This window comes from Pseudomonas sp. BAV 4579, assembly GCF_009765395.1.
GTDB classification, from domain to species: Bacteria; Pseudomonadota; Gammaproteobacteria; order Pseudomonadales; family Pseudomonadaceae; genus Chryseomonas; species Chryseomonas aestiva.
In genome coordinates this window covers 1-23790 of the sequence record NZ_WHOV01000143.1, presented here as the reverse complement: position 1 = coordinate 23790, position 23790 = coordinate 1, and the positions used below count along the sequence as shown (strand labels likewise).

20 protein-coding genes and 1 pseudogene are annotated in these 23790 nt (G+C 68.9%); 14 read left to right on the top strand and 7 right to left on the bottom strand.

All coding sequences use genetic code 11. The features are described 5' to 3' along the window. Positions 1 to 70: 70 nt before the first annotated feature. Positions 71 to 820 (bottom strand): SDR family NAD(P)-dependent oxidoreductase, encoded by a 750-nt coding sequence (locus tag GSQ95_RS22345; RefSeq protein ID WP_158891036.1) that lies wholly within the window; start codon positions 818 to 820, stop codon positions 71 to 73. A 194-nt stretch (positions 821 to 1014) separates the two neighbouring features. Here GSQ95_RS22345 and GSQ95_RS22340 point away from each other — a divergent pair, with 194 nt between their 5' ends. Next, positions 1015 to 1926: a LysR substrate-binding domain-containing protein gene (locus tag GSQ95_RS22340; RefSeq protein ID WP_158891010.1), complete on the top strand. Its 912-nt coding sequence runs from the start codon at positions 1015 to 1017 to the stop codon at positions 1924 to 1926. Here GSQ95_RS22340 and GSQ95_RS22335 read toward each other — a convergent pair. Beyond that, positions 1923 to 2804 carry a LysR family transcriptional regulator gene (locus GSQ95_RS22335; RefSeq protein ID WP_158891008.1) on the bottom strand — a complete coding sequence of 294 codons (882 nt, stop codon included), beginning with the start codon at positions 2802 to 2804 and terminating at the stop codon, positions 1923 to 1925. The two genes, GSQ95_RS22340 and GSQ95_RS22335, sit on opposite strands and share 4 nt — an antisense overlap. Before the next feature lie 128 nt (positions 2805 to 2932). On the opposite strand from GSQ95_RS22335, the gene GSQ95_RS22330 reads away from it, so the two are divergent. The 3 genes from GSQ95_RS22330 to GSQ95_RS22320 are packed head-to-tail and all read left to right on the top strand — an operon-like array spanning position 2933 to position 5907. Beyond that, positions 2933 to 4243 carry a CitMHS family transporter gene (locus tag GSQ95_RS22330; protein WP_158891006.1) on the top strand — a complete coding sequence of 437 codons (1311 nt, stop codon included), beginning with the start codon at positions 2933 to 2935 and terminating at the stop codon, positions 4241 to 4243. Then, complete coding sequence (locus tag GSQ95_RS22325) at positions 4244 to 5596, top strand: acyclic terpene utilization AtuA family protein (protein ID WP_158891004.1); 1353 nt, start codon at positions 4244 to 4246, stop codon at positions 5594 to 5596. Then, entirely contained in the window at positions 5593 to 5907 is a 315-nt protein-coding gene (locus tag GSQ95_RS22320) for a hypothetical protein (RefSeq protein ID WP_158891002.1), read from the top strand. Before GSQ95_RS22325 ends, GSQ95_RS22320 begins: the two co-directional genes overlap by 4 nt. 4 nt (positions 5908 to 5911) lie before the next feature. Here the strand turns inward: GSQ95_RS22320 and GSQ95_RS22315 are convergent, their stop codons facing one another. Beyond that, on the bottom strand, positions 5912 to 6190 hold the full coding sequence (locus GSQ95_RS22315; protein ID WP_158891000.1) for a hypothetical protein: 279 nt from the start codon (positions 6188 to 6190) through the stop codon (positions 5912 to 5914). Positions 6191 to 6400: 210 nt separating this feature from the next. Here GSQ95_RS22315 and GSQ95_RS22310 point away from each other — a divergent pair, with 210 nt between their 5' ends. Further along, positions 6401 to 6868 carry a substrate-binding domain-containing protein gene (locus tag GSQ95_RS22310; RefSeq protein WP_158890998.1) on the top strand — a complete coding sequence of 156 codons (468 nt, stop codon included), beginning with the start codon at positions 6401 to 6403 and terminating at the stop codon, positions 6866 to 6868. Positions 6869 to 7083: 215 nt separating this feature from the next. On the opposite strand, the gene GSQ95_RS22305 is transcribed toward GSQ95_RS22310, so the two are convergent. Next, a complete protein-coding gene (locus GSQ95_RS22305; RefSeq protein ID WP_158890996.1) occupies positions 7084 to 8979 on the bottom strand; it encodes a sigma-54-dependent Fis family transcriptional regulator in 1896 nt (631 codons plus the stop codon). Between the two features lie 371 nt (positions 8980 to 9350). On the opposite strand from GSQ95_RS22305, the gene GSQ95_RS22300 reads away from it, so the two are divergent. The 5 genes from GSQ95_RS22300 to GSQ95_RS22280 are packed head-to-tail and all read left to right on the top strand — an operon-like array spanning position 9351 to position 14619. Continuing rightward, the gene (locus tag GSQ95_RS22300) at positions 9351 to 10400 is read left to right on the top strand and encodes an ATP-NAD kinase family protein (protein WP_158890994.1); all 1050 of its coding nucleotides are present in this window, start codon (positions 9351 to 9353) and stop codon (positions 10398 to 10400) included. A gap of 1 nt (position 10401) precedes the next feature. Next, entirely contained in the window at positions 10402 to 11379 is a 978-nt protein-coding gene (locus GSQ95_RS22295) for a thiamine pyrophosphate-dependent dehydrogenase E1 component subunit alpha (RefSeq protein ID WP_158890992.1), read from the top strand. A gap of 25 nt (positions 11380 to 11404) precedes the next feature. Beyond that, the gene (locus GSQ95_RS22290; RefSeq protein ID WP_158890990.1) at positions 11405 to 12424 is read left to right on the top strand and encodes an alpha-ketoacid dehydrogenase subunit beta; all 1020 of its coding nucleotides are present in this window, start codon (positions 11405 to 11407) and stop codon (positions 12422 to 12424) included. Further along, on the top strand, positions 12421 to 13542 hold the full coding sequence (locus GSQ95_RS22285) for an acetoin dehydrogenase dihydrolipoyllysine-residue acetyltransferase subunit (RefSeq protein WP_158890988.1): 1122 nt from the start codon (positions 12421 to 12423) through the stop codon (positions 13540 to 13542). The genes GSQ95_RS22290 and GSQ95_RS22285 overlap by 4 nt, the downstream gene beginning before the upstream one ends. 12 nt (positions 13543 to 13554) lie before the next feature. Beyond that, entirely contained in the window at positions 13555 to 14619 is a 1065-nt protein-coding gene (locus GSQ95_RS22280) for a 2,3-butanediol dehydrogenase (protein WP_158890986.1), read from the top strand. Positions 14620 to 14665: 46 nt separating this feature from the next. On the opposite strand, the gene GSQ95_RS22275 is transcribed toward GSQ95_RS22280, so the two are convergent. Further along, positions 14666 to 15244 carry a glutathione S-transferase family protein gene (locus GSQ95_RS22275; protein WP_158890984.1) on the bottom strand — a complete coding sequence of 193 codons (579 nt, stop codon included), beginning with the start codon at positions 15242 to 15244 and terminating at the stop codon, positions 14666 to 14668. 385 nt (positions 15245 to 15629) lie between these two features. Between GSQ95_RS22275 and GSQ95_RS22270 the strand changes: the two genes are divergently transcribed. After that, the gene (locus GSQ95_RS22270) at positions 15630 to 16550 is read left to right on the top strand and encodes a sensor domain-containing diguanylate cyclase (protein WP_158890982.1); all 921 of its coding nucleotides are present in this window, start codon (positions 15630 to 15632) and stop codon (positions 16548 to 16550) included. Positions 16551 to 16727: 177 nt separating this feature from the next. Here the strand turns inward: GSQ95_RS22270 and GSQ95_RS27295 are convergent, their stop codons facing one another. Next, the gene (locus GSQ95_RS27295; RefSeq protein WP_372241649.1) at positions 16728 to 17516 is read right to left on the bottom strand and encodes a methyl-accepting chemotaxis protein; all 789 of its coding nucleotides are present in this window, start codon (positions 17514 to 17516) and stop codon (positions 16728 to 16730) included. 66 nt (positions 17517 to 17582) lie between these two features. After that, positions 17583 to 18347, bottom strand: a pseudogene (locus tag GSQ95_RS27290) (MCP four helix bundle domain-containing protein); the annotation flags it as partial. Between the two features lie 226 nt (positions 18348 to 18573). Here GSQ95_RS27290 and GSQ95_RS26675 point away from each other — a divergent pair. From GSQ95_RS26675 to GSQ95_RS22255, 3 genes are all read left to right on the top strand, one after another. Then, the gene (locus tag GSQ95_RS26675) at positions 18574 to 20610 is read left to right on the top strand and encodes a cache domain-containing protein (protein ID WP_256664687.1); all 2037 of its coding nucleotides are present in this window, start codon (positions 18574 to 18576) and stop codon (positions 20608 to 20610) included. After that, entirely contained in the window at positions 20507 to 21661 is a 1155-nt protein-coding gene (locus tag GSQ95_RS26235; RefSeq protein WP_256664689.1) for an ATP-binding protein, read from the top strand. The genes GSQ95_RS26675 and GSQ95_RS26235 overlap by 104 nt, the downstream gene beginning before the upstream one ends. 237 nt (positions 21662 to 21898) lie before the next feature. Continuing rightward, the coding region (locus GSQ95_RS22255) for a PAS domain-containing protein (RefSeq protein WP_158973910.1) at positions 21899 to 23790 on the top strand (1892 nt) is incomplete at its 3' end.

The window sequence follows — 23790 nt, the reverse complement described above, 5'->3', positions numbered from 1 at the left end:
CTCTTGTTGTTATGGGCGCCGCAGCCGCGGGCGCCCTTGTCGATGCAGAGCGTTGAAAACGAGGGGGCGATCAGTGGATCAGCATGCCGCCGTTGACGTCCAGGGTGACGCCGGTCAGGTAGCCGGAGAGATCGCTGGCCAGGAACAGCGCGGCATTGGCCACGTCTTTGGGCTCGCCGAGGCGACCCAGCGGGATGCCGTCGATGATCGACTGGCGGCGTTCGTCGTGCATCAGTCCGCCGGTGATGTCGGTCTGGATCAGACCGGGGGTCAGGGCATTCACGCGGATGCCGTCCGGCCCGAATTCCCGCGCCATCGCCCGGGTCAGGCCCAGCACCCCGGCCTTGGCGGCGCTGTAGTGCGGTCCGCCAAAGATGCCACCGCCACGCTGGGCGGACACCGAGGACAGGCAGACGATGCTGCCAGCGCCCTGCTCGCGCATGGCCGGGATCACCGCCTGGGACATCAGCAGGGTGCCGCGCAGGTTGACGTCGAGGATGCGGTCGTAGTCGGCGCGGCTGATCTCCAGGGTCTTCACCGGCTGGGTAATGCCGGCATTGTTCACCAGCACGTCGAGGCGGCCGTAGTGGGCGAGCGCCTGGTCGACCGCGGCCCTGACCTGGGCTTCGTCGGCCACGTTGGTCGCCAGGCCCAGGTGACCTTCGCCGAGGCTGGCGGCGGCATCCCGCGCGGCACTGGCATCGAGGTCGAGGATGATGACCCGCGCGCCCTGGGCGGCGAAGGCCTGGGCCGTGGCCCGACCGATGCCGCGCGCGGAGGCGGCGCCGGTGATGAGGGCAATCTTGTCTTGCAGCAGCAGGGCGTTCAGGGGCATGACGCTATCCTTCTTGTTGTTGTGGAGGGCTGTCGCTGAGGGCCAGAGTGCCCCTGCCCCAGGGTCCCAGCAACGCAGCCTGCGTCAGACCGTGCTGAATAAAATTCATGCCTGCGGCTTGGCAACAGGGTCTGGTCTCTCGACAATCAGCCTCGAACTGGCCATAGGAGCCGCGCCCCATGGATTCCAGCAAGACGCTTTCCCTGCCACCCCTGAAAGCCCTTCAAGCCTTCGAGCAGACCGCTCGCTTCGCCAACGTCGCCCGCGCCGCCGAGCAGCTGGCGCTGACGCCCTCGGCGGTCAGCCATCAGCTGGCCAAGCTGGAAGCCCTGGTGGGTCGCGCCCTCTTCGTCCGCGGTGCCCGTGGCATGACCCTGACCCCGGCCGGAGAGCAATACCTCGAAGAGGTCAGCGAGGTGCTGCACCGGCTGGCCATGGCCACGGATCGCGCGGCCAGCGATGCCGGCCTGGAATGCCTGCGCTTGCACTCGGCGCCGAGCTTCGGCCTGCTCTGGCTGATGCCGCGGCTGGAGCTATTCCGCCAGAGTCATCCCGACCTGCAGATCAATCTCTCCTGCTCCTACGAATCCCTGCATTTCAGCCGCGACAAGGTCGACATCGACATCCGCCACGGCCTGCCCAGCTGGCCGAACCTGGAGATCCGCACCCTGCAGCGCGAACGCCTGGCGGTACTGGCCGCGCCGCAGCTGCTGGAAAAACGCCCGGTCCAGTCGCCGGCGGATCTGCTGCACAGTGAGCTGATCCTGTCCGAAGCCACCCTGATGAAGTGGCCAAACTGGTTCGCCCAGCAGGGCCTGGCGCTGCCGGAACGGCCCTACACCCTGAGTTTCGATCGCTCCTACATGACCCTGGAAGCCGCCCGCCATGGCCTGGGCTTCGCCCTGGAGAGCACGGTGCTGGCGGCGGACTATCTGGCTCGCGGCGACCTGGTGCGGGTGCTGCCCCAGGACGACGACCTGCCGGTGGCCGCGCACCACCTGGTGTTTCCCCGGGCGCACTCGCGCTACGCCCGGGTGCGGCGCTTTCTCGACTGGCTGCAACAGGAGCTGGGGCAGCCCTTCGACTATTAGCCTGCCTGCAGCCGCTCCCGGAGCAAGGCGACGAAGGCCTGAGCCGCCGGGGTGAGGCTACGGCCGCTGGGGGTCAGGATGCCCAGCGGCCGGGCCAGGCTCTCGCCACGGACCGGCAGGGCCACCACCGGGGCCTCCCCGCCCGCCGATTCCGGCAGCAGGGCCAGGCCCTGGCCGGCCGCCAACAGGGCCAGCAGGGTGCTCATGTAGTTGGCTTCCAGCGCCGCCACCAGGCGCAAGCCGGCGGCGGCGAAGGCGAAGTCCAGGCACTCGCGCACGCTGCTGTCGCGACCGGTCAGCAGCAGGGGTACGGCGTCGAGTTCGCCCAGGGTGATTTCGGCGCGGCCTGCCCAGGGATGGTCGCGAGGGACGAACAGCTGCAGGTGATCGACATACAGCGGCTGGAAGTCCAGGCCCACGGCCCGTGGCCGGACGCCGATGCCCAGATCCACCTGCCCTTCCCGGACCAGCGCCTCGACTCTACCGGCGACCACATCCTGCAGGCGGACCTCGATGGCCGGATGACGGGCCTGGAAGGTCTTCAGCAATTCGGGAAAGGGGCCCATGAAAAAGGACGGCAAGGCCGCCAGGGTGATCCGTCCGCGGCGCAGGCCCGCCAGATCCCGGGCATGGGTCTGGACATCGCCCAGGTCTACCAGGATGCGCTCCAGGGGCCCACGCAGTTCTTCGCCGGCGGTGGTGAGCTGGACCCTTCGCGGGGTGCGTTCGAGCAGTTGCACCTCCAGCCAGGCTTCGAGTTGCTGGATCTGCACGGTGAGCGCCGGAGGGGACAGGTGCAACTCCTCGGCCGCGCGGGCGAATGAGCCCTGACGGGCCACGGCGAGAAAGGCCTGCACGTGCTGGAGCAGATTCTTCATTTTGTTTTTCTGAACGCTGCTTCGGAAGATTCCAATTTACAGGACATCGGACGTCTTCGAATACTGGACCTACAACAACAAAACCTCCCGTGCGCCCGCCTGCCGTGCCACGGTCCAAGGAGTCCGCCATGCTCGCCCTGCTCGGTGTCGTCACCATTCTTGCGTTGCTCGTCGCGGTCATGAGCAAGCGCGTCTCGCCCCTGGTCGCCCTGATCGTCATTCCCATCGCCGCGGCCCTGATCGGTGGCTTCGGCCTGGGCACCAGCGCCTTCATCATCGCCGGCATCAAGGGCGTCGCCCCGGTGATCGGCATGTTCGTCTTCGCCATCCTGTTCTTCGGCATCATGACCGACGCCGGGATGCTCGATCCCATCATCGACCGCATCCTGCGCACCGTCGGCACCCGGCCGACGCGCATCGTCTGCGGCAGCGCCCTGCTCGCCCTGCTGGTGCACCTGGACGGCTCCGGCGCGGTGACCTTCCTGGTGACCATCCCCGCCATGCTGCCGCTCTATACCCGCCTGGGGCTGGACCGGCGCATCCTGGCCTGCGTGGCCGCGATGGCCGCCGGGGTCAACTTCCTGCCGTGGACGGGCCCGGTGCTGCGCTCCTCCGCCGCCCTGCACGTGCCGGTGGCCGAGCTGTTCCAGCCACTGATCCCGGTGCAGCTAGTGGGTCTGGCCTTTGTCTTCGCCAGTGCCTGGTGGCTCGGCCGCCGCGAGGAGAAGCGCCTGACCCTGGCCGGCCAGGCGCCCTGGCTGAATGCCGAAGGGGCCGGTGCCGCACCGGAGCAGGTACTCAGCGATGCCGAGCGCGCCCTGCGCCGCCCCGGGCGGTTCTGGATCAACCTGCTGCTGACCCTGGTGGTGATGGGCGTGATGATCGCCGGCTGGGTCGATCCGGTGGTGATGTTCATGCTCGGCACCGTGGCCGCGCTGTGCCTGAACTACCCCTCGGTGGACGCCCAGAAGGCGCGCATCGATGCCCATGCCAAGACCGCCCTGACCATGGCCAGCATCCTCTTCGCCGCCGGGGTCTTCACCGGCATCATGCAGGGCAGCGGCATGCTCAAGGCCATGGCCCAGGTGGCGGTGGCGGGCATCCCGGCTGGCCACGGGCAATTGATCCCGGCGGTGGTGGGCTTCCTGTCCATGCCGCTGAGCCTGCTGTTCGATCCGGATTCCTTCTACTTCGGCGTCATGCCGGTGATCGCCGAGGTCGGCCGCAACCTGGGGGTCGATCCGGTGCAGGTGGCCCAGGCCTCGCTGCTCGGGGTGCACACCACCGGCTTCCCGGTCAGCCCCCTGACCCCGGCGACCTTCCTGCTGGTGGGCCTGTGCAAGCTGGACCTGGCCGATCACCAGCGCTTCACCATCCCCTTCCTGTTCGCGGCCTCGGTGCTGATGACCCTGACCGCCCTGCTCCTGGGAGTCTTCTAGATGAGCCGTCTTCTTCGCATTGGCTGCGGCGCCGGCTATTCCGGTGATCGCATCGAACCCGCCGTGGAGCTGGCCGAACACGGCCGCCTCGACTACCTGGTGTTCGAATGCCTGGCCGAACGCACCATCGCCCTGACGCAACAGGCGCGGCTGGCCGATCCCGAGGCCGGTTTCGATCCGCTGCTGGAGGCACGGATGCGCCGCATCCTGCCGCTGCTGAATCAGGCGGATCGTCCGCGCCTGCGGGTGATCACCAACATGGGCGCCGCCCATCCCTCCGCCGCGGCGCGCAAGGTCGCGGCCTTGGCGCGCGAGCTGGGCGTCACCGGGCTGAAGATCGCTGCGGTGGCCGGCGACGACGTGCTGGCCCAGTTGCCCGCCGACGCCCTGCTGGACAGCGGCCAGACCCTGGCCGAACTGGGCGACCGGGTGATCTCGGCCAATGCCTACCTGGGGGTGGAAGGCATCGTCCAGGCCCTGAAAGCGGATGCCGATGTCATCATCACCGGTCGGGTAGCCGATCCCTCGCTGTTCCTCGCGCCCCTGGTGCATGAATTCGGCTGGGCGGCGGATGACTGGGAACGTCGCGGGCGCGGCACCCTGGTCGGTCATCTGCTGGAATGCGCCGGTCAGGTCACCGGCGGCTACTTCGCCGACCCCGGCTACAAGGATGTCCCGGACCTCGCTCGCCTGGGCTTTCCCCTGGCCGAGGTGGACGCCGAGGGCCAGGCGACCCTGACCAAGATCGCGGGCTCCGGCGGCTGCGTGACCCCGGCGACCTGCAGCGAGCAACTGCTCTATGAAGTACACGACCCGGCGGCCTATCTGACGCCGGACGTCACTGCCGACTTTTCCGGCGTCGCCCTGCAGCAGTCCGCGCCCGACCGGGTCGCGGTCAGCGGGGCCCGGGGCAAGCCGCGCCCGGAACAGCTCAAGGTCTCGGTGGGTTATCGCGACGGCTGGCATGGCGAAGGCCAGCTGTCCTACGCCGGACCGGGCGCCCTGGCCCGCGCCCGCCTGGCGGCTGAGGTGGTGCGCGAGCGTCTGCGACTCTGCGGCGTACCGGTTCAGGCGCTGCGTTGCGAACTGATCGGCTGTGACGCCCTGCACGGCGAGACGCTGGCCGCGCGCGCTACCGGCGAACCCTGGGAGGTCCGCTTGCGGGTGGTCGGGCGCTGCGCTACGCGCGCGGCGGCGGTGCAGATCGGCAACGAGGTGGAAACCCTCTATACCAATGGCCCGGCTGGCGGCGGTGGCGCCACCAAGGCTGTCCGCGAGGTGATCGCCGTGGCCTCGCTGCTGTGGCCGCGCGCGGCCGTCACCCCTACCCTGGAGCTGGAGACGCTGCCATGAAACTGCGCGAGATCGCCCACGTCCGTACCGGCGACAAGGGAGACACTTCGAACATGGCGGTGATCGCCTATCGCCGTGAAGACTTCGAGCGGCTGCGCCAGGCGCTGACCGCGGAACGGGTCGCCGCCTGGTTCGCCGACAGCCGACCCGCCGACGCCGCGCCCGTGCGCCGCTATGAGTTGCCCGCCCTGGGCGCGCTGAATTTCGTGCTGCCCGGCGCCCTGCGCGGCGGCGTCACCCGCTCGCTGGCGCTGGATGCCCACGGCAAGGGCCTGGGCGCGGCGTTGCTGGATCTGGAGCTGGAGGACTGAGCGTTCAACCGTGAAAGCTGATGCACTCGTCGGACAGGTCGTTGATGAACACGCTGTCCTTGTCGAGCGGGACGTGGGCACCCTTGCGCCGCAATTCGTTGATAGCGTGCAATAGGACCAGATTGATCCGCTCGACCCGCAGCTCATCCGAGCGGATAAAGCGCGATACCCGCGCGTTATGCTCGGGATCGATGAGGATGATCAGCAGACCGTCCGCCTGACGCTCCAGCCGATGGCGCAGGGGTGGATCCAGCTGGGCCAGGCGCTCATGCAATTTGTCCATGCCATGCCCCTCTGAGACAGAACACCTCGATTTCAGGCTAGCTGGCTCGCTCGAGAACGCAAGACCGCTCCCGGGCGTTGCGCTCGCATACGGACCATGACGGACTCCTGGTCGGGCGCGAGAGGGCGGTGCGGGGTACTGTCACGAAGCTGCCATCAGCCTCCGGCACGCTGGACCTCTTGACCGCTCACGCCGTAGCAGAGGCCGCCGATGGATTCCCGCCCAGTCGTCCACCTGTTCAGCGCCCTCGCCCCCTCGACCCAAACCCTGGGTCCGAGCGCCGCAGCCATTCGCGCTCTAGCGGCCCGGGGACGTGGCCAGCGCATCGCGCGCACCACCCGGCAGCTCTTGGCGCTCGGTCACCGCCGCATCATGCTGGTGTCGTGGCCGGAACGAGATGCGCTGCTGACGAATGCCGACCTGTACGGGCACTGTCAGGTGATGCTGGCGGAGGGACTGCCGCTGTTGCCGCGCCTGGAACTCGAGGCAGCAATCGAGCCAGTGTGGCCGGAGCTAGCGACCCTGCTGGACGAGGTGGCGCCAACCGCGCTGCTGTGCAGCCGCGACGCCCTCGTCGCTGGCCTCGAAGCCGCCGTGCGACGCCATGCAGGGCTCGCCGGACTGGTCATCGTGGGGCCCGGAAGCGGTGCGGCAGGATTGGTAACCTCTCGGCATTGATACCGGAGCCGGCTCAGCCATCCGTTAGAGCCTGTTCAAAGTCTGGCGAGCTAGCGACAAACAAGGCCCAGGCGGCCCTGCGAAAACGGCTAAGGAAGCGGCCCGGGCTTGCGAACGAGTTTACAAAGGGTACATGAGCAGTGCGAAGGAACCGCCCAGGCCGGGCTGGCGACCCAGGCCGTTTTCAACGTCGTTTGGTCGACGCGCAGCAGACGTTACGCATGCTCTTGGTCCCCGGGCTGTCGATGCGGCATGACGATGCCATGCAGCTTGAGGCGCCGATAGAGGGTCGCCCGTGAGATGCCGAGCGCCCGGGCAGCGGGAATGGCCTTCCAGCGATGCCGGACCAGGGCGGCGAGAATCGCCCGCCGCTCGGGGCTGTCGACCGCGGGTGGCGGCTCGGTAGCCAGAGCGGCAGTGGGTTTCAGGCTGGCCGGCAGGTGATCGAGGGTGATGCGGGCACCGTCGCACAGGGCGCAGGCGTAACGCAGCGCGTTGCGCAACTCGCGCACGTTGCCCGGCCAGTCATGGGCGAGGATGGCCTCCTGCGCCTGAGGTGTCAGCTCCGGCGCAGGACGCTCGCCGCACTCCTCTTCAAGCAGCCGCCGCGCCAGCGCCAGGCGGTCGGCACGTTCGCGCAGTGGTGGCAGCTGGAAGACGGCGCCATTGAGGCGATAGAACAGGTCTTCGCGAAACAGTCCGGCGGCGACCCGCGCCTGGAGGTCGCGGTGGGTGGCGCAGACCAGCCGTACATCGACCCGCCGCGCCTGGGCGCTGCCCACCGGCAGCACCTCGCCCTCGGCCAGCACCCGCAGCAGGCGCGTCTGCAGGGCCAGGGGCATGTCGCCGATCTCGTCGAGAAATAGGGTGCCGCCATCGGCCGCCACGATCAGGCCGTCGCGACCCTGGCGCTGGGCGCCGGTGAAGGCCCCCGCGGCATGACCGAACAATTCGCTCTCGATCAGGCTTTCCGGCAGCGCCGCGCAATTGAGGGCAATGAAGGGCCGCCCGCTGCGATCGCCGCCCTGGTGCAGGCCGCGGGCAAAGACCTCCTTGCCGGTGCCGGTCTCCCCGGTCACCAGGATCGGCAGGCCGTGGCGATAGAGCCGCAGGGCGGTCGCGAGCGCCTGGCTGACCTGCGGCTCCTGTTCGTCTGCGGTCTCCCGGGCTTCGCGCACCAGGGGAATCACCACACCCGTGCGCGGCCGCGGCGCCCGGACCCGGGCGTGGAACTGCGCTTCGCCCAGGCGCAGGGGTTCAGGATCGTCCTCCTTCAAACGGGCCGAGGCGTCGCGACCGAATAGCTCGTCGAGGCGCTGGGGCAGATAGCCCAGCTGCGCGAGGCAGAGTTGCCGGGCCGGGCGATTCAGGCCGGTCAGACGGCCGCTTTGATCCCACGCCAGCAGGAATTCCGGCTGGGTGTCGAGATAACTGGCCTGGGCATGGCCGCAGAGCACCCAGTCACCCCGGGCGCTGTGCATGAAGTAGACATTCTCAATGCGCTGGGCGCTGTCGCGGGTGAATTGCTGGATCAGCAACTGGCTGCGCCGGTCGTCCGGCGAGCGCGGCGCCGAGACGTCCAGCACCCCGAGCAACTCGCCGCTCGGGGCGAACACTGGCGCCGCGGTGCAGGTCAGCCCGGTAAAGGCCACGCGGAAGTGATCGGCCTTGTGCACCGTGACCGGCGCCCGGTCGGTCAGTACCGCGGCCACGCCGCAGGTACCCTCCTCCTGTTCCGACCAGCAGGTGCCCAGGTAGAGTCCGGCGCGGCGGCATTCGTCGTCGAGTCGGTCGCTGACCCGGTAATCCAGGGTATGGCCCTGGGCGTCGGCCAGCAGCACGCAGTAGTCGGCCGCCTCGACCCGCGCATGCAGGGCGCCCAGTTCGCCATCGGCGACGCGCAGGAAGTCTTCCGCCGCCTGCTGGTGCTGGCGCAATTCGTAGCGCGAGAGGATGCGCGGCCCCCGCAGAGAGCCCGGGTCGAGCTGATATTGCTCGAAGGAACGGCGCCAGGAATCGAGGATGCGCCCGGGCGGACTGGCCGCGCGCAAGGGTGCGCGCAGGGCCTGGTCGATGGCGCGGGCGTGATAGCGGGCCTGGGTAGACAACATGGACGTCTCTCCCTGAATTCCGGTCATGGCATGGAAGGCCGGTCATTGTTCTGCCCTTCATTTAGCGCCCCCTGGCCCCGGCCTTCAAGTCCGCCGCGTCGTGAGACGAATCGTCTCAGCGTCTCGCCCTGCCGTCGCAGGCGTGAGACGCCCCGGCGCCTGGAGTCGCCCCTCCCACGACCTGTCGCCTCCATTCAAACCCGCGCCCTGCCTGCACTGCAGCGGATTCATCACGGTTTGGCACCGGCCTTGCTCAGGGCTCTGCGACGCGCCCATCACAACGACAAGAGGGCCAGACCCATGAGCGCACCCTGGCATCGCCGCACGGCTGCCCTGACCACCGGCCCCGGCCCCGGCCTCGGAGCTCAGCGATGCCCGTAACTGTGGGCATCCTGCCCAACCCGGCCTCGGGCCGTGACCTGCGCCGGCTGACCGGCAACGCCGCCCTGACCTCCAGCACCGACAAGGCCGGGGTGGTGATGCGCCTGCTGGCGGCCTTTGGCGCCACCGGCGTGGAGCGGGTGCTGCTGCCGCCGGACATGACCGGCATCGCCGCCGCGGTGCTCAAGGCCAGCGGCAGTCGCCAGGCCCGCGAGCAGCGCTGGCCGGAGCTTAGGTTTCTCAACCTGCCACTGACCCAGACCGTGGACGACACCCGGCGCGCCGCGCGGCTGTTGCTGGCCCAGGGCGCGGCGGTGATCGCCGTGCTCGGCGGCGACGGCACCCACAAGGCGGTGGCCGCCGAGGTGGGCGACCTGCCGCTGCTGACCCTGTCCACCGGCACCAACAATGCCTTTCCGGAATTGTGCGAGGCCACCAGCGCCGGCCTGGCCGGTGGCCTGGTGGCGAGTGGTCGCATCGACCCGGCGCTGGCGCTGCGGCGCAACAAGCGGTTGCGGGTGGAAGTGCCGGAGCGCGACATCCGCGACTGGGCGCTGGTGGACGTGGCGGTCTGTCGCCAGACCTATCTCGGTGCCCGGGCGGTGACCCGGGTGGAGGATCTCGCGGAAGTCTTCACCACCTTCGCCGAGCCCTGGGCCATTGGCCTCTCGGCCCTCTGCGGTCTCTGGCACCCCGTCGCGCGCAGCGCCCCCCATGGCGGCCGGGTGCGACTGGAGCCGGAGGCCCCGGCGCAACTGACCGTGCCCCTCGCCCCCGGCGTGCTGGCCCAGGCCGGCATCGCCGCCAGTGGCCTGCTGCTGCCCGGCGAACCTCGGGCGCTGTCGCTGGCCACCGGCACCCTGGCGCTGGATGGCGAGCGGGAAATCGAATTCGGCCCCGAGGCGCGTCCACTGGTGACGCTGGACCTCGACGGCCCCCTGAGCATCGACGTGGAGCGGGTACTGGAGCTGGCGGCGCAGCAGCGCCTGCTGGTCCGCCGCCTGCCCGCGTCGGCCCTCGGCAATCCTGGAGAACAATAAGATGAGCGAGACCGTAAGCGTCGAAAACCTGAGCCATGCCTACCGGGTGATGCGCACCATCCGCGTCTTCGAAGAGCGGCTGCACGTGGAATTCGCCACCGGCGAGATTCCCGGCTTCGTCCACCTCTATGCCGGCGAAGAGGCCTCGGCCGCCGGTGTCATGGCCCACCTGGGCCACGAAGACAGCATCGCCTCCACCCACCGCGGCCACGGCCATTGCATCGCCAAGGGCGTGGACGTCTACGGCATGATGGCCGAGATCTACGGCAAGAAGACCGGGGTCTGCCAGGGCAAGGGCGGCTCCATGCACATCGCCGATCTGGAAAAGGGCATGCTCGGCGCCAACGGCATCGTCGGGGCCGGAGCGCCCCTGGCCGCCGGCGCCGCCCTGGCGGCCAAGCTCAAGGGCAGCGACGCCGTGGCCGTGGCCTTCTTTGGCGACGGCGGCTCCAACGAGGGCGCGGTGTTCGAGTCCATGAATCTGGCGTCGGTGTGGAATCTGCCGTGCATCTTCGTCGCCGAGAACAACGGCTACGCCGAGGCCACCGCCTCCAACTGGTCGGTGGCCTGCGACCACATCGCCGATCGCGCCGCCGGCTTCGGCATGCCCGGGGTGACGGTAGACGGCTTCGACTTCTTCGCCGTCCATGAAGCCGCCGCGGCCGCCGTGGCCCGCGCCCGGGCCGGCGAAGGCCCCTCGCTGATCGAGGTGAAGTTCACCCGCTACTTCGGCCATTTCGAGGGCGATGCCCAGACCTATCGCGATCCCAATGAGGTCAAGCACGCCCGGGAGCAGCGCGACTGCCTGCTGCAATTCCGCGAGCGGGTGACGCGCTCCGGCCAACTCCAGCCCGCCCTGCTCGACAGCATCGACCAGGAGGTGGAACAGCTCATCGAAGACGCCGTGCGCAAGGCCAAGGCCGATCCCAAGCCCGGCCCGGAAGACCTGCTCACCGACGTCTACGTCACCTACGCCTGATCGGAAAACAACAAGGAGCGCCACCATGGCCAGAAAGATCAGCTACCAGCAAGCCATCAACGAAGCCCTGGAACAGGAGATGCGCCGCGACCCCACCGTCTTCCTCATGGGCGAAGACAACGCCGGCGGTGCCGGCGCGCCTGGCGAGCAGGACGCCTGGGGCGGCGTGCTCGGGGTCACCAAGGGCCTCTACCACAGGTTTCCCGGGCGGGTACTGGACACCCCGCTGTCGGAGCTCGGCTACGTCGGCGCCGCGGTAGGCGCCGCCGCCCGCGGCACCCGGCCGGTGTGCGAACTGATGTTCGTCGACTTCGCCGGCTGCTGCCTGGACCAGATCCTCAACCAGGCGGCCAAATTCCGCTACATGTTCGGCGGCAAGGCGGTCACCCCGCTGGTGCTGCGGACCATGGTCGGCGCGGGTCTCCGCGCCGCCGCCCAGCATTCGCAGATGCTCACCTCCTGGTGGACCCATATCCCCGGCCTCAAGGTGGTCTGCCCGGCCACCCCCTATGACGCCAAGGGCCTGCTGATCCAGGCCATCCGCGACAACGACCCGGTGATCTTCTGCGAGCACAAGCTGCTCTACGGGATGCAGGGCGAGGTGCCCGAGGAGTCCTACGCCATCCCCTTCGGCGAGGCCAGCTTCCTGCGTGAGGGCGACGACGTCAGCCTCATCACCTACGGCCGCATGGTGCACCTGGCCATGGAGGCCGCCAGCAACCTGGCGCGCCAGGGTGTCTCCTGCGAGGTGCTGGACCTGCGCACCACCAGCCCGCTGGATCGCGACAGCATCCTGGAAAGCGTCGAGAAGACCGGCCGCGCGGTGGTCATCGACGAAGCCAATCCGCGCTGCTCGGTGGCCACCGACGTCGCCGCCCTGCTCGCCGAGCACGCCTTCGACGACCTGCGCGCCCCGGTACAGCTGGTCACGGCGCCGCACACCCCGGTGCCCTTCTCCGATGCCCTGGAAGACCTCTATATCCCCGACGCGGCCAAGATCGAGCGCGCCGTGCTGAAGATCACCCAAGGGAGGCAGGCCGCATGAGCCAGATCCATACCCTGACCATGCCCAAGTGGGGTCTGTCCATGAGCGAAGGCCGGGTCAACGCCTGGCTCAAGACCGAAGGCGACCCCATCACCAAGGGCGACGAGGTGCTCGACGTCGAGACCGACAAGATCAGCAGCAGCGTCGAGGCGCCCTTCTCCGGCACCCTGCGCCGCTGCCTGGCCCGCGAGGACGAGACCCTTGCGGTAGGCGCCCTGCTGGCCATCGTGGTGGAAGGCGAGGCCAGCGACGAAGAGATCGAGGCGGTGATCGCGCGCTTCCAGGAAGACTTCGTGCCCGGTGGCGAAGACGCCGCCGAGGCCGGTCCCCAGGCCCAGCGCATCGAACTCGACGGTCGGCCGCTGCGCTATCTGGAGCGCGGTGCAGGCGGCCTGCCGCTGGTGCTGATCCACGGCTTTTCCGGCGATCTGGACAACTGGCTGTTCAACCACGAGGCGCTGGCCGCCGGGCGCCGGGTGATCGCCCTGGACCTGCCGGGCCATGGCCAGTCCGGCAAGGACCTGGCCACCGGAGACCTTGCCGAGCTGGGCGCCGCGGTGCTGGCTCTGCTCGATCATCTGGACATCCCCCGCGCCGTACTCGTCGGCCACTCCATGGGTGGCGCCGTGGCCCTGCAGCTGGCGCAGACGGCGCCGCAGCGGGTCGCCGGCCTGGTGCTGATCGGCAGTGCGGGACTGGGCGGGGATATCAATGGCGCCTACCTGGAAGGCTTCGTCGCCGCCACCAGCCGCAACCAGCTCAAGGGGCCGGTCAGTCTGCTGTTCAGCGATCCCGGCCTGGTCACCCGGCCACTGCTGGAAGACCTGCTCAAGTACAAGCGGCTGGAAGGAGTGGACCAGGCCCTGCAGCGACTGGCCGGTACGCTCTTCCCCAATGGCCAGCAGGCCCAGGTGCTGCGTCAGGCACTCGACGGCGATCTGCCCGCCCTGGTGATCTGGGGCAAGGCCGACGCCATCATTCCGGTCCAGCATGCCGAAGGCCTGCCCGGAACCGTCCAGGTCGAGGTCCTGGAGGGCCAGGGCCATATGGTGCAGATGGAGGCCGCGGACCGGGTCAATGACCTGATCCAGGCCTTCCTGCCCCGCTGCGAACGCTAGAGGAGCCTCACGATGAAAGCAGCCCGTTTCCATGCCGCCCGCGACATCCGGGTGGAAGACGTCCCAGCTCCCGGCGAGCCGGGTCCTACCCAGGTCCTGGTGAAAAACCAGTTCTGCGGCATCTGCGGCACCGACCTGCACGAGTACCTTGGCGGTCCCATCTTCATTCCCACCGCGCCGCACAGCTACACCGGCGGCCAGGTGCCGCAGATCCTCGGCCACGAGTATTCCGGTGTGGTGGAGGCCGTGGGCAGTCAGGTGACCTCGGTGAAACCCGGTGATCGGGTCTCCATCCAGCCCATGGTGTCGCCGCGAGACGACTACTACGGCCGCCGTGGCCAGTACCAGCTCAGCGAACAGCTGGCCATCATCGGCCTGTCCCATCCCTGGGGCGGCATGGCCGAGTACTCCCTGGTGGAGGACTACAACGCCGTCCCCATGCCGGACGATCTCAGCACCGAGCACGCGGCGCTGATCGAACCCACCGCGGTGACCGTCTACGCCACCCACCGGGGTGGCGTGAAGCCTGGCGACAGCGTGCTGGTGGCCGGCGCCGGGCCCATCGGCCAGTTGCAGGTCATGGCCGCTCGCGCGGCGGGTGCCACGCGGATCTTCCTGGTGGACCTCAACGACAACCGCCTGGAGATGGCCCACCGCCTGGTGGAGGGGCTCATCACCCTGAACCCCGGCAGCACCGATGTGCTGCGCGAGGTGCGTGCCCGCACCGCCGGGGGTGTGGGGGTGGATGTGGCCTTCGAATGCGTGGGCGCCGAGGCACCGCTGGGGCTGTGCCTGGAGGCGGTCCGCCGCCAGGGCGTGGTGGTCCAGGTGGGGATGCAGGGCAAGCCGCCGGCGCTGGATGGCTTCACCCTGACCTACAAGGACGTCGACCTGCGCGGCTCCTGGTGCTACTCGACGCTGATGTGGCCCCAGGTGGCGGCCCTGATCGCCAGCGGCCAACTGCCGGCGGAGAAGGTCGTGACCCGCCACATCGCGCTGGACGACGTGGTGGAACAGGGCTTCGAAGCCTTGCTGGACAAGGCCGGCACCCAGCTGAAGATCCTGATCGAGCTCTAGGGCTTTACCACGCGGTTGGCGGGGGCCGCCGCGTGGGCTTTTCGCCTTACTGGAAGCGCGTCGCGGCAAAGCTGGGACGCGCCAGGAGCCGCTGGTGAAGGGCCACCAGCCGCGCCCGCGCCGACCAGTCGATTTCCGGCAGGCGAAAGCTCAGGTAATCCAGGCCGACGGCTACGAGGTAATGCCCGAAGTCGAGGTCTTCCGCGTCCAGCTCCGGATGTTCTTCCAGGCGCGCCAGCAGACGCTCGATGGCCGCCAGCCGGCGGGCGCCCTGCACCGATTCATCCTGGGCCGCACCGCCCTGCTTGCGGGCGATCACCGTGCCGAAGGCGGCGTCGATCAGGCCCTGGCCCAGGCCGGCCAGTTGCAGGCGTTCGGCCGCAAGCGGGTTGCCGCCTGCCAGCTGGTGCAGATAAACGCAGATCAGCAGGGTCTCGCCGAGGGCGATGCCCTCGTCGGTGATCAGTACCGGGACCTTGTTGGCCGGATTGGCGGCCAACAGCGGCGCGTCCTCGTTCCAGGGGTCGCTCCACACCAGCGTCAGCCGCTCGCCGAAGCCGGCCTCGAGGGCGGTGACGCGCGCGGCGCGGGCATAGGGCGAGGTCTGGTTCAACAACAGTTGCATGGCGGACTCCGGGATACGGGTGGGCGGTAACGACCTGCCCGCCAGTGTAGCCGTTGCGGTAGGGCGTGGTCGCGGTCGGTTCAGGGTGAGGACCCCCGCGGCGATGCGGTCGGCATGGGCCTGGACCCTGCCCTTCAGCATCCAGCCCTGACGGACTTCCGACCGGTCGATGGTCAGACCGCCCGTATCGGGTCAGCGCGATTGCGCCGCCCCTGCTGCCGCCCCGTGGCGCTGGGCTGCTCCCCCCGCGAACTCCACTAGCCCGACCTGGCGGGCTCGCCGGCGCAGAGGAGCGAGGCGGCGACGGGTGACCTGACGAAGGGTCTCATTTTCCAGGCTGGCGGGCCGATAGCCTGACAACCCACGCGACTGCCAGGCCCTACCCATGTCTCCTGCCGATTCCGATGTCGATCTGCGCGCCCTCCTCGATTCGATCCAGGAATTCATCATCGCCAAGGACGGCCGCGGGCGCTGGTTATTCGTCAACCGCATCGTGCTCGAAGCCTACGCCATGCTCGGCTTCGACTACGTGGGCATCACCGACGCCGAATTGATCGAGCTGTTTCCGGATCATGCCCAGGCCTTCGCCTACAACATCGAGACCGACGAGCGCGCCTGGCGCAACGGTGTGGCCACGCAGATCGAGAAGTCCTTCATGGGGCCGGATGGACGCATCAATACCTGGGACGTGATCAAGACGCCTCACTTCGATGCCCAGGGCGAACGCCAGCTGCTGACCATCGTCAGTCGCAATGTCACCGAGCGCAAGCTGGCGGAGACCGCCCTCCAGGACAGCGAAAGACGCTTCAAATCCCTGGCCTACCTGGATGCCCTGACCAGCATTCCCAATCGACGCAGCATCCTCGACCAGATCGTCGGTCACCTGGCGGCCGCCACCCCCCAGGCGGAGTGCGCGCTGTTCTACCTCGACCTGGACAGGTTCAAGGCGATCAACAACGAATTCGGCCACGAGGTGGGAGATCGGCTGCTGGTGGCCTTCGTCACCCGGGTCAGCGCCTGCCTGCGCCCGGACGATCTGCTCGGGCGCATCGGCGGCGACGAATTCATCGTCTTCCTGCGCGACACCTCCGCAACCACCGCCCTGGCCCTGGCCGAGCGCCTCTGCCTGGCCCTGCAGGAGCCCTGGACGCTGCAGGACATCCGCCTGGCGACCACCTCCTCCATCGGCATCGCCCACGGCGCCGCCGGCAGCCTTAACGTCCACGAACTGATCCGCCGCGCCGATGGCGCCCTGTACCAGGCCAAGCGCGCCGGGCGGGCCCGGGTGGTGCTGGCGGACAGCTAGCGCCACTCCGTCGGCTGGGCGCGGATCTTGATCTCGCGCTGGCGAAAGGACATCGCCAGACGGTGCCGATAGCCTTCCCACCAGGCTCCCGTCCATTGATCCCCTGCCCGCACGCGAGAAACGCAAAGGCCCTGCCGAGGAGCGCTCGGCAGGGCCTTTCACCACCGCTCAGTCGGATCAGACCGAGAAGCGGCCGACCAGGCGATTCATGTCCACCGCCAGGCGCGAGACCTCATGGGCGGCGGCGGCGGTCTGGTGGGCACCGGCCGAGGTCTGGATCGACAGATCGCGGATGCTGACCAGATTCTGGTCCACCGACCGGGCGACCTGGGCCTGCTCTTCTGAGGCCGTGGCGATGAGGAAATTGCGCTCGTTGATCTCGGTGATGGAGCGGGCGATCTCCTCCAGGGCCGCGCCCGCCTCGTTGGCGATCTTCAGGGTGGCGGTAGCCTCGTCGCGGCTGCGTTGCATGGCCTGGACAGCGCCTTCCGAACCACTCTGGATACCGCCGATCATCTGCTCGATCTCGCGGGTGGATTCCTGGGTCCGGTGCGCCAGGGCCCGCACCTCGTCGGCGACCACGGCGAAACCGCGGCCCTGCTCCCCAGCGCGGGCGGCCTCGATGGCGGCGTTCAGCGCCAGCAGGTTGGTCTGCTCGGCGATGCCGCGGATCACGTCGACCACGGTGGCGATGCCTTGCGCCTGCCCGGCCAGGGCGACGATCTGCTCGCTGGTATGGGACACGGTGCCGGTCAGCGACTGGATAGCGTTGACGGTCTCGGTGACGCGAGCCGCGCCCAGACCGGTCGAGCGCTCCGACTGTTGCGCGGACGTCGAGGCCGAGGCGGCGTTGCGCGCCACCTCCTCGACGGCGGCGGTCATCTCGTTGACCGCGGTAGCCGCCTGTTCCACTTCGCTGTTCTGCCGTTGCAGCCCACGGCTGCCCTCTTCAGTCACGGCGTTCATCTCTTCGGCGGCGGACGCCAGCTGCGTCGAGGCTTCGCCGATGTGGCTGACGGTGTCGCGCAGGGTCTGCTGCATCTGCACCGTGGCGCGCATCAGGTCGGCCATCTCGTCGCGGCCGGTGGCCTGGGCCGCGACCCGCAGATCACCCTCGGCAATGCGGCGGTTGACGGCCAGCACCTGGCGCAGCGGCTGCAGGATGCTGCGGGTATAGAGCGTGGCCAGCACCACGGTGAGCACCACGGCCACGGCGGAGATGATCCCGAGCAGCCAGAGGTTATGGCTGTAGGTCTGGGTCGCCAGTTCGCCGGCCTGCTTGGCGCCGCGCTGGTTAAAGTCCGCCAGGGCCACGATCTTCTCTTGCAGGTCGTTGGTCAGCGGCCGGATGTTGGCATTGACGTAGGCGGTCCCTTCGCTGGCCGGACGGGTCTGGGCGAGGGTGACGATCTCGTCGAGGCGCGCATCGTAGGCCTTGGCGCCAACGGACACGGCATCGGCCAACCGCTGCTCTTCAGGCGAAGCCACCAGGGCCTGGTAGGCCGCCACTTCCTGCTGCAGATGGCCGCGCGCCTGAGCGATGGTCGCCGCGGCGGTCTGCTTCATCTGCGCGTCTTCCGAGGCCACCATGCGCAGGGTTTCCAGACGCAGCCTGAGAACGAGGGAGTCTATCTTCGCCGTCTGGGCGATGCTGGCCATCCAGTTGGTCTCGACATCCTGCTCGGCTTTGTACAGCGCGTTGAGGCCCACCGCCGAGGTCACCGCCAGCACCAGCAGCAACAGGGTGACGGCGGCAAAACACACGGCTGAACGGGCCGACAATTTCAGGGTACGCATGGCGCGACTCCAGGCAGGAAAGGGGTATTCACCTCCTTCTGGTCGGCGCCAACACCCCTGGCTGAACAGCCACCCATCGCCGATCAGTGGCACCCCTCGATAAGCTGCAGGCTAGAGCTGGCGCGGCCTGCAGCCATAGGCAGCGGGCCGACGACGGACGCCCAACCCTGGCCAATGGCCACTCGAACTCAGGCTAGAATGAGCCTTTCCCTCACTCGAACTCCCCATGCCGCCGACGAAGTCCCGTACTGCGTGTCTGGTCCCCTTGCGCAATCGCCTGCTGGCCATCGCCTTCGCCGGGATCGTGCCCCTGGCGCTGGTGGCCGGGCTGGAGCTGTGGCTGCTCGTCCACCACCAGCAGCACGAAGCCGAGCAGCGAGCCCTGGAGTCCAGCCGCCAGGCGGCCACCATCATCGAAAGCGAATTGCGCCGCTCGGTGACCATCCTCCAGGCGTTGGCCGAGTCGCCCCTGTTGCGGACGGGTGACCTGAGCGATTTCGAAACCCTGGTCGAGCGCATCCTGCCGCTGGTACCGGGCTGGAGAACGGTGCTGCTCGCCAACCCGGAGGGCCAGGTCGTCCGGCGGATATCAAACGTCAAGCGGCCCGCTAGCTCGCCCCTCGCCGAGCCGGACAGCTTTGCCGAGGTGCTCGCCCAGCGCCGGCCGGTGATCGGGCAACTGGGCCGCGGAGCCGCCGGGCTGCTGGCCTTTCCGATCCGGGTCCCGGTGCTGCGCGAAGGTCGGCTGAATTTCGTGCTGACCGCGGTGATGACACCGGAGAGCATCCGCGCGGCGCGCATGGCCCGCGCCCTGCCCAAGGACTGGGTGGGCTCGGTATTCGATCGCCATGGCCTGCGCATCGCCCGTACCAGCCTGCACGAGGAGAGCCTGGGCGAGCCGGCCCTGCCAGGTCTGGCCGAGATCCTGGCCCAGCCCGGCGAAGAAGGCGTCGGTACCGCCCGTACCCGGGAAGGCCGCCAGGTCTACACTGCCTTCGTGCGCCTGCCCGATTCTGGCTGGACGGTGACCACGGCCATCCCCACCGCGGAGGTGTCGGCCGCGGCCACCCGTTCCTTTGCCCTCTATGGCGGCGGCCTGGCATTGTCGGTGGCCTTCGCCTGGGCGATGGCGCTGCTGCTGTCACGGCAAATCAGCCGGCCGGTGCAGGCGCTGCAGGCGGCCGCCCAGGCCCTGGGGCAGCGCCTGCCGCCGGTGCTGCCGGACAGCGACGTGCTGGAGATCCGCCAGGTGGGCGAAGCCCTGCTGGCCGCTGCCGACGCCCGCCGGCTGATCGAAGAGGAACGCGACGACTACCTGCGTAGCCTGCAGCTGAGCCAGGAGCAGCTGCAACTGCAGGTCGCCGACCTGGAGATCCTGCAGCGGCTCAATCATCGCCTGCTGCAGTTGCCCTCGCTGCCGCAGCAGTTGCAGGAGATCCTCGCGGTCCTCTGTCGCTTCCACCAGACTTCCCTGGGCTGCGTCTCGCTGCTGGAAGACGGCAAGCCGCCGCAGCTGTATTTCGCGGCCGGTTTCTCGGCCGCAGATCAGGCCCAGCTGGCCACCCTGCCGCTGGAGGAAAGCGCCTGTGCCGCCGCGCTGCGCAGCGATGCCCGGGTGGTGGTGCCGGCGCTGGCCGCCGCACCCGAGTTCACCGCCCTGGCCGCCCTGGGCCAGCCGCCTGGGCTTCGCCGCCCTGCATGCCGTGCCCCTGCGCAGTACCCTGCACGGCACCCTCGGCGCCATCACCGTCCACCTGCCGGAGGCCCGGGAACCCACGCCGCGCCAGCAGCGCCTGGCCGACCTGTGCGCCTCCAAGGCGGTACTGGTGATCGACCGCGCCCGCATTCAGGAGGCCGCCCTGCGGTCGCAACGCCGGCTGCGGGTGGCCCTGGAAAGCTCCCAGGTCTCCTTCGGCATCGCCGTGCCCGCTGCCGCGGGCGTCTTCATCTGGGACTATCTCAACCCCGTCGGCGCCACCACCCTGGGCCTCGACGGCAGCGCTGCGAACGCCCGCCTGCCCTGGGCCAGTGCGCGGATCCTGCAGCTCTGTGCGGAGCACCAGGCCGGCGAGGCGGCCTGGTCCGTCGAGGTGCAGGGTGCCGATGCCAGCGGCGCCAGTTGCTGGCTGCAGATCAGCGCCACGCCCTTCGACGGCAACGTGGCGGTCTGGTTTCTCGACATCAGCGCGCGCAAGCGCCAGGAGCATCAGCTGCGCGACAACGACCGGCAAAAGGACGAATTCCTCGCCGTGCTGGCCCATGAATTGCGCAATCCGCTGGCCCCCATTCGCCAGGCGGCGGCGCTGATCGCCGCGCCCCAGGCGTCGGCCGAACAGCGGCAGCGCAGTTGCCAGACCATCGAGCGGCAGGTGGAACGCATGGGCGCCCTGCTCAACGATCTGGTGGACATCTCGCGCATCACCTTTGGCCGCATCACCCTGCACAACGCCGTCGTCACCCTGCAGACGGTACTCCAGGCCGCCGCCGAGGCGACCCTGGCGTCCATGGAGGAGAAGCGCCAGACCTTCGCGCTGCACGTGCCCGAGGCGCCCCTCTGGCTGCAGGCCGATCCGCTGCGCCTGGAGCAGATCTTCATCAACCTGCTGGGCAACGCCGCCCGTTACACCCCGGCAGGGGGGCGGATCACCCTCACCGTGCAGGCGAGCGAGACCGAGGTGCGGGTGGACATCGCCGACAACGGCATCGGCATCGCCCCCGAGCGCCTGGCGGACCTGTTCCAGATGTTCGGCCAGCTCGACCCGCGCCTTACCGAGCGCTCGCCCGGGCTGGGCATCGGCCTGGCCCTTTCCCGCGAACTGGCGCGGCTGCAGGGTGGCGACATCATCGTGACCAGCGCCGGCCTGGGTCAGGGCAGCCGCTTCACCGTGAGCCTGCCGCTCACGGTGGCGCCGCCCGCCAGCGTGGTGGGGGGCGTGGCTGTCGCCTCGGCGGCGCCCGCCACCCGCCGGATCCTGGTCGCCGACGAGAACCCCGACATCGCCGACACCATCGCCGAACTCCTTGAGCTGGATGGCCACGAAGTGCGGGTCGCCTACGATGGCCAGCAAGCCCTGACCCTGTTCCAGAGCTATGGCCCCGAAATCGTCATCTCCGACATCGGCATGCCCGGCCTGACCGGTCATCAACTGGCTCGGGCGATCCGCGCGACCCCGGCCGGCCAGGCGGTGAGGATGATCGCCATGACCGGCTGGGGCCAGCCCCAGGACCAGGCCGAGGCCCTGGCGGCCGGCTTCGATCATCACCTAACCAAGCCAGCCGACATGCAGACTCTCTACGCCCTGGTGGGCGCCTAGGCGTTGACCCGGCGGGCCACCCGCCGCCTCCCCTGCCCCGCTCTATCCCGGTGATTTCCGCGCCATGAGCGTTTCGCCTGGTCGTCGCCGCGACCCGAGCGGTACCCCGGCCGCTTCTTCCGCCCAGCGTGCCGAACAGCGGCCAGGGCTATCCGGCGTCGCCCGGGGCCGCCACACTCTGGCGCTTTCGTGGTCGAACGCTGCTCAGACCGCCTTTTCCCGAGGATCCCCTGCAAGATGAGTGAGGCACCCCTGGCAACGCTGACGCGCGAGGAACTCGAAGCCGAAGTCCTGCGATTGCGCGCCGCCCTGCTGTCCACCGAGGACCAGGGCGTGGCCCCGACCGGCGCCATCCGCCGGCCCAGCAAGGCACGCAGCCGCGCCGTGCTGGAGAGCACCACCCAGTTCGCCATCGTGGTCTGCGACTCCGAGGGGCTCATCACCGACTGGAATCCCGGTGCCGAGCAGGTCATGGGCTGGACCGCCCAGGAAATGATCGGCCAGGATGCCTCGCGTTTCTTCACCCCGGAGGACCGTGCCAACCGTCGTGCCGAGTACGAGATGGCCAAGGCCCTGCGCGACGGCAGCGCCATCGACGAGCGCTGGCACCTGCGCCAGGACGGGCAGCGCTTCTGGGCGTCCGGCGAGATGATGGCGCTGAACGATGACGACGACGAGCCCCTCGGCTTCGTCAAGATCCTGCGTGACCGCACCGAAGAACACCTGGCGGGCCTTGCGCTCAAGGAAACCCAGGAACGCTATCGCCTGGTCGCCGAAGCCACCAACGATGCCATCTGGGACTGGGACTTCGCCTCCGGGACGGTGCTCTGGAACGAAGCCTTGCACACGGCCTACGGCCATACCCCCACCGCGGTCGAATCGACCGGCGACTGGTGGCTGGGCCGGATCCACCCGGACGATCGCACCCGTATCGCGGCCTCCATCCACGCGGTGATCGATGGCGACGGCCTGGTCTGGACCGATGAATACCGCTTCCAGCGCGCCGATGGCTCCTATGCGCTGGTGTTCGACCGCGGCCGGGTGATCCGCGACAGCTACGGGCGCCCGCTGCGGATGATCGGTGCCCTGCTGGACATGAGCCAGCTGCAGACGGCCGAGACCGCCCTGCGCAAGAGCGAGGAACGCTTTCGCGCCATCATCGAGACCATCGGTTCGGCCTTCGCCATCGTCCAGGTCAAGTTCGACGCCGACGACAAGCCCATCGACTACCGCTTCCTGGAAGCCAACCCGGCCTTCGAACGCCAGGCCGGGGTCAACCTGCGTGGCAAGTGGGTGACCGAATTCGCCCCCAACCTGGAACAGTTCTGGTTCGATACCTATGGCCACGTGGCCAAGACCGGCGAGCCGGCGACCTTCGAGAACTACGCCAACACCTTCGAACGCTGGTTCGACGTGCGCGCCGTACGAGTGGGCGATCCCGACGAGCGCCAGATCGCCATCCTCTTCAGCGACGTCACCGAGCGACGCAACGCCGAGGAACGGCTGCGCATCAGCGAGGCCCTGGCGCGGGAAAACATCGAGCGGGTGCAGCTGGCGTTGTCCGCCGGCGCCATCATCGGCACCTGGCACTGGGACCTGCCCACCGACCGCTTCACCGTGGACGACGCCTTCGCCACGGTCTTCGGTCTCGATCCGCGCCTGGGGCATGAAGGCCTGAGCCTGGCCCAGGTGGTGACCAACGTCCATCCCGACGACAAGGGAGGTCTCGCCCACGCCATCGACGGGGTGATCGCCCAGGGCGGTCCCTTCGCCCACCAGTACCGGGTACGGCGCGCCGACGGCAACTACTACTGGATCGAGGCCAATGGCCGGGTCGATCATGCGGCCGACGGCACCCCGCTGCGCTTTCCCGGGGTGCTCATCGACGTCGAGGAGCGGCGGGCCATCGAAGCCGAGCGGGACAAGGCCCTGGCCGCCTTGCGTACCCTCAACGAGACCCTGGAAATCCGGGTGGCCGAACGCTCGGCCGAACTGATGCAGGCCGAGGAAAAGCTGCGTCAGTCACAGAAGATGGAAGCGGTCGGCCAGCTAACCGGCGGTCTCGCCCACGATTTCAACAACCTGCTGGCGGGTATCTCCGGTGCCCTGGAGCTGATGGAGACGCGTAT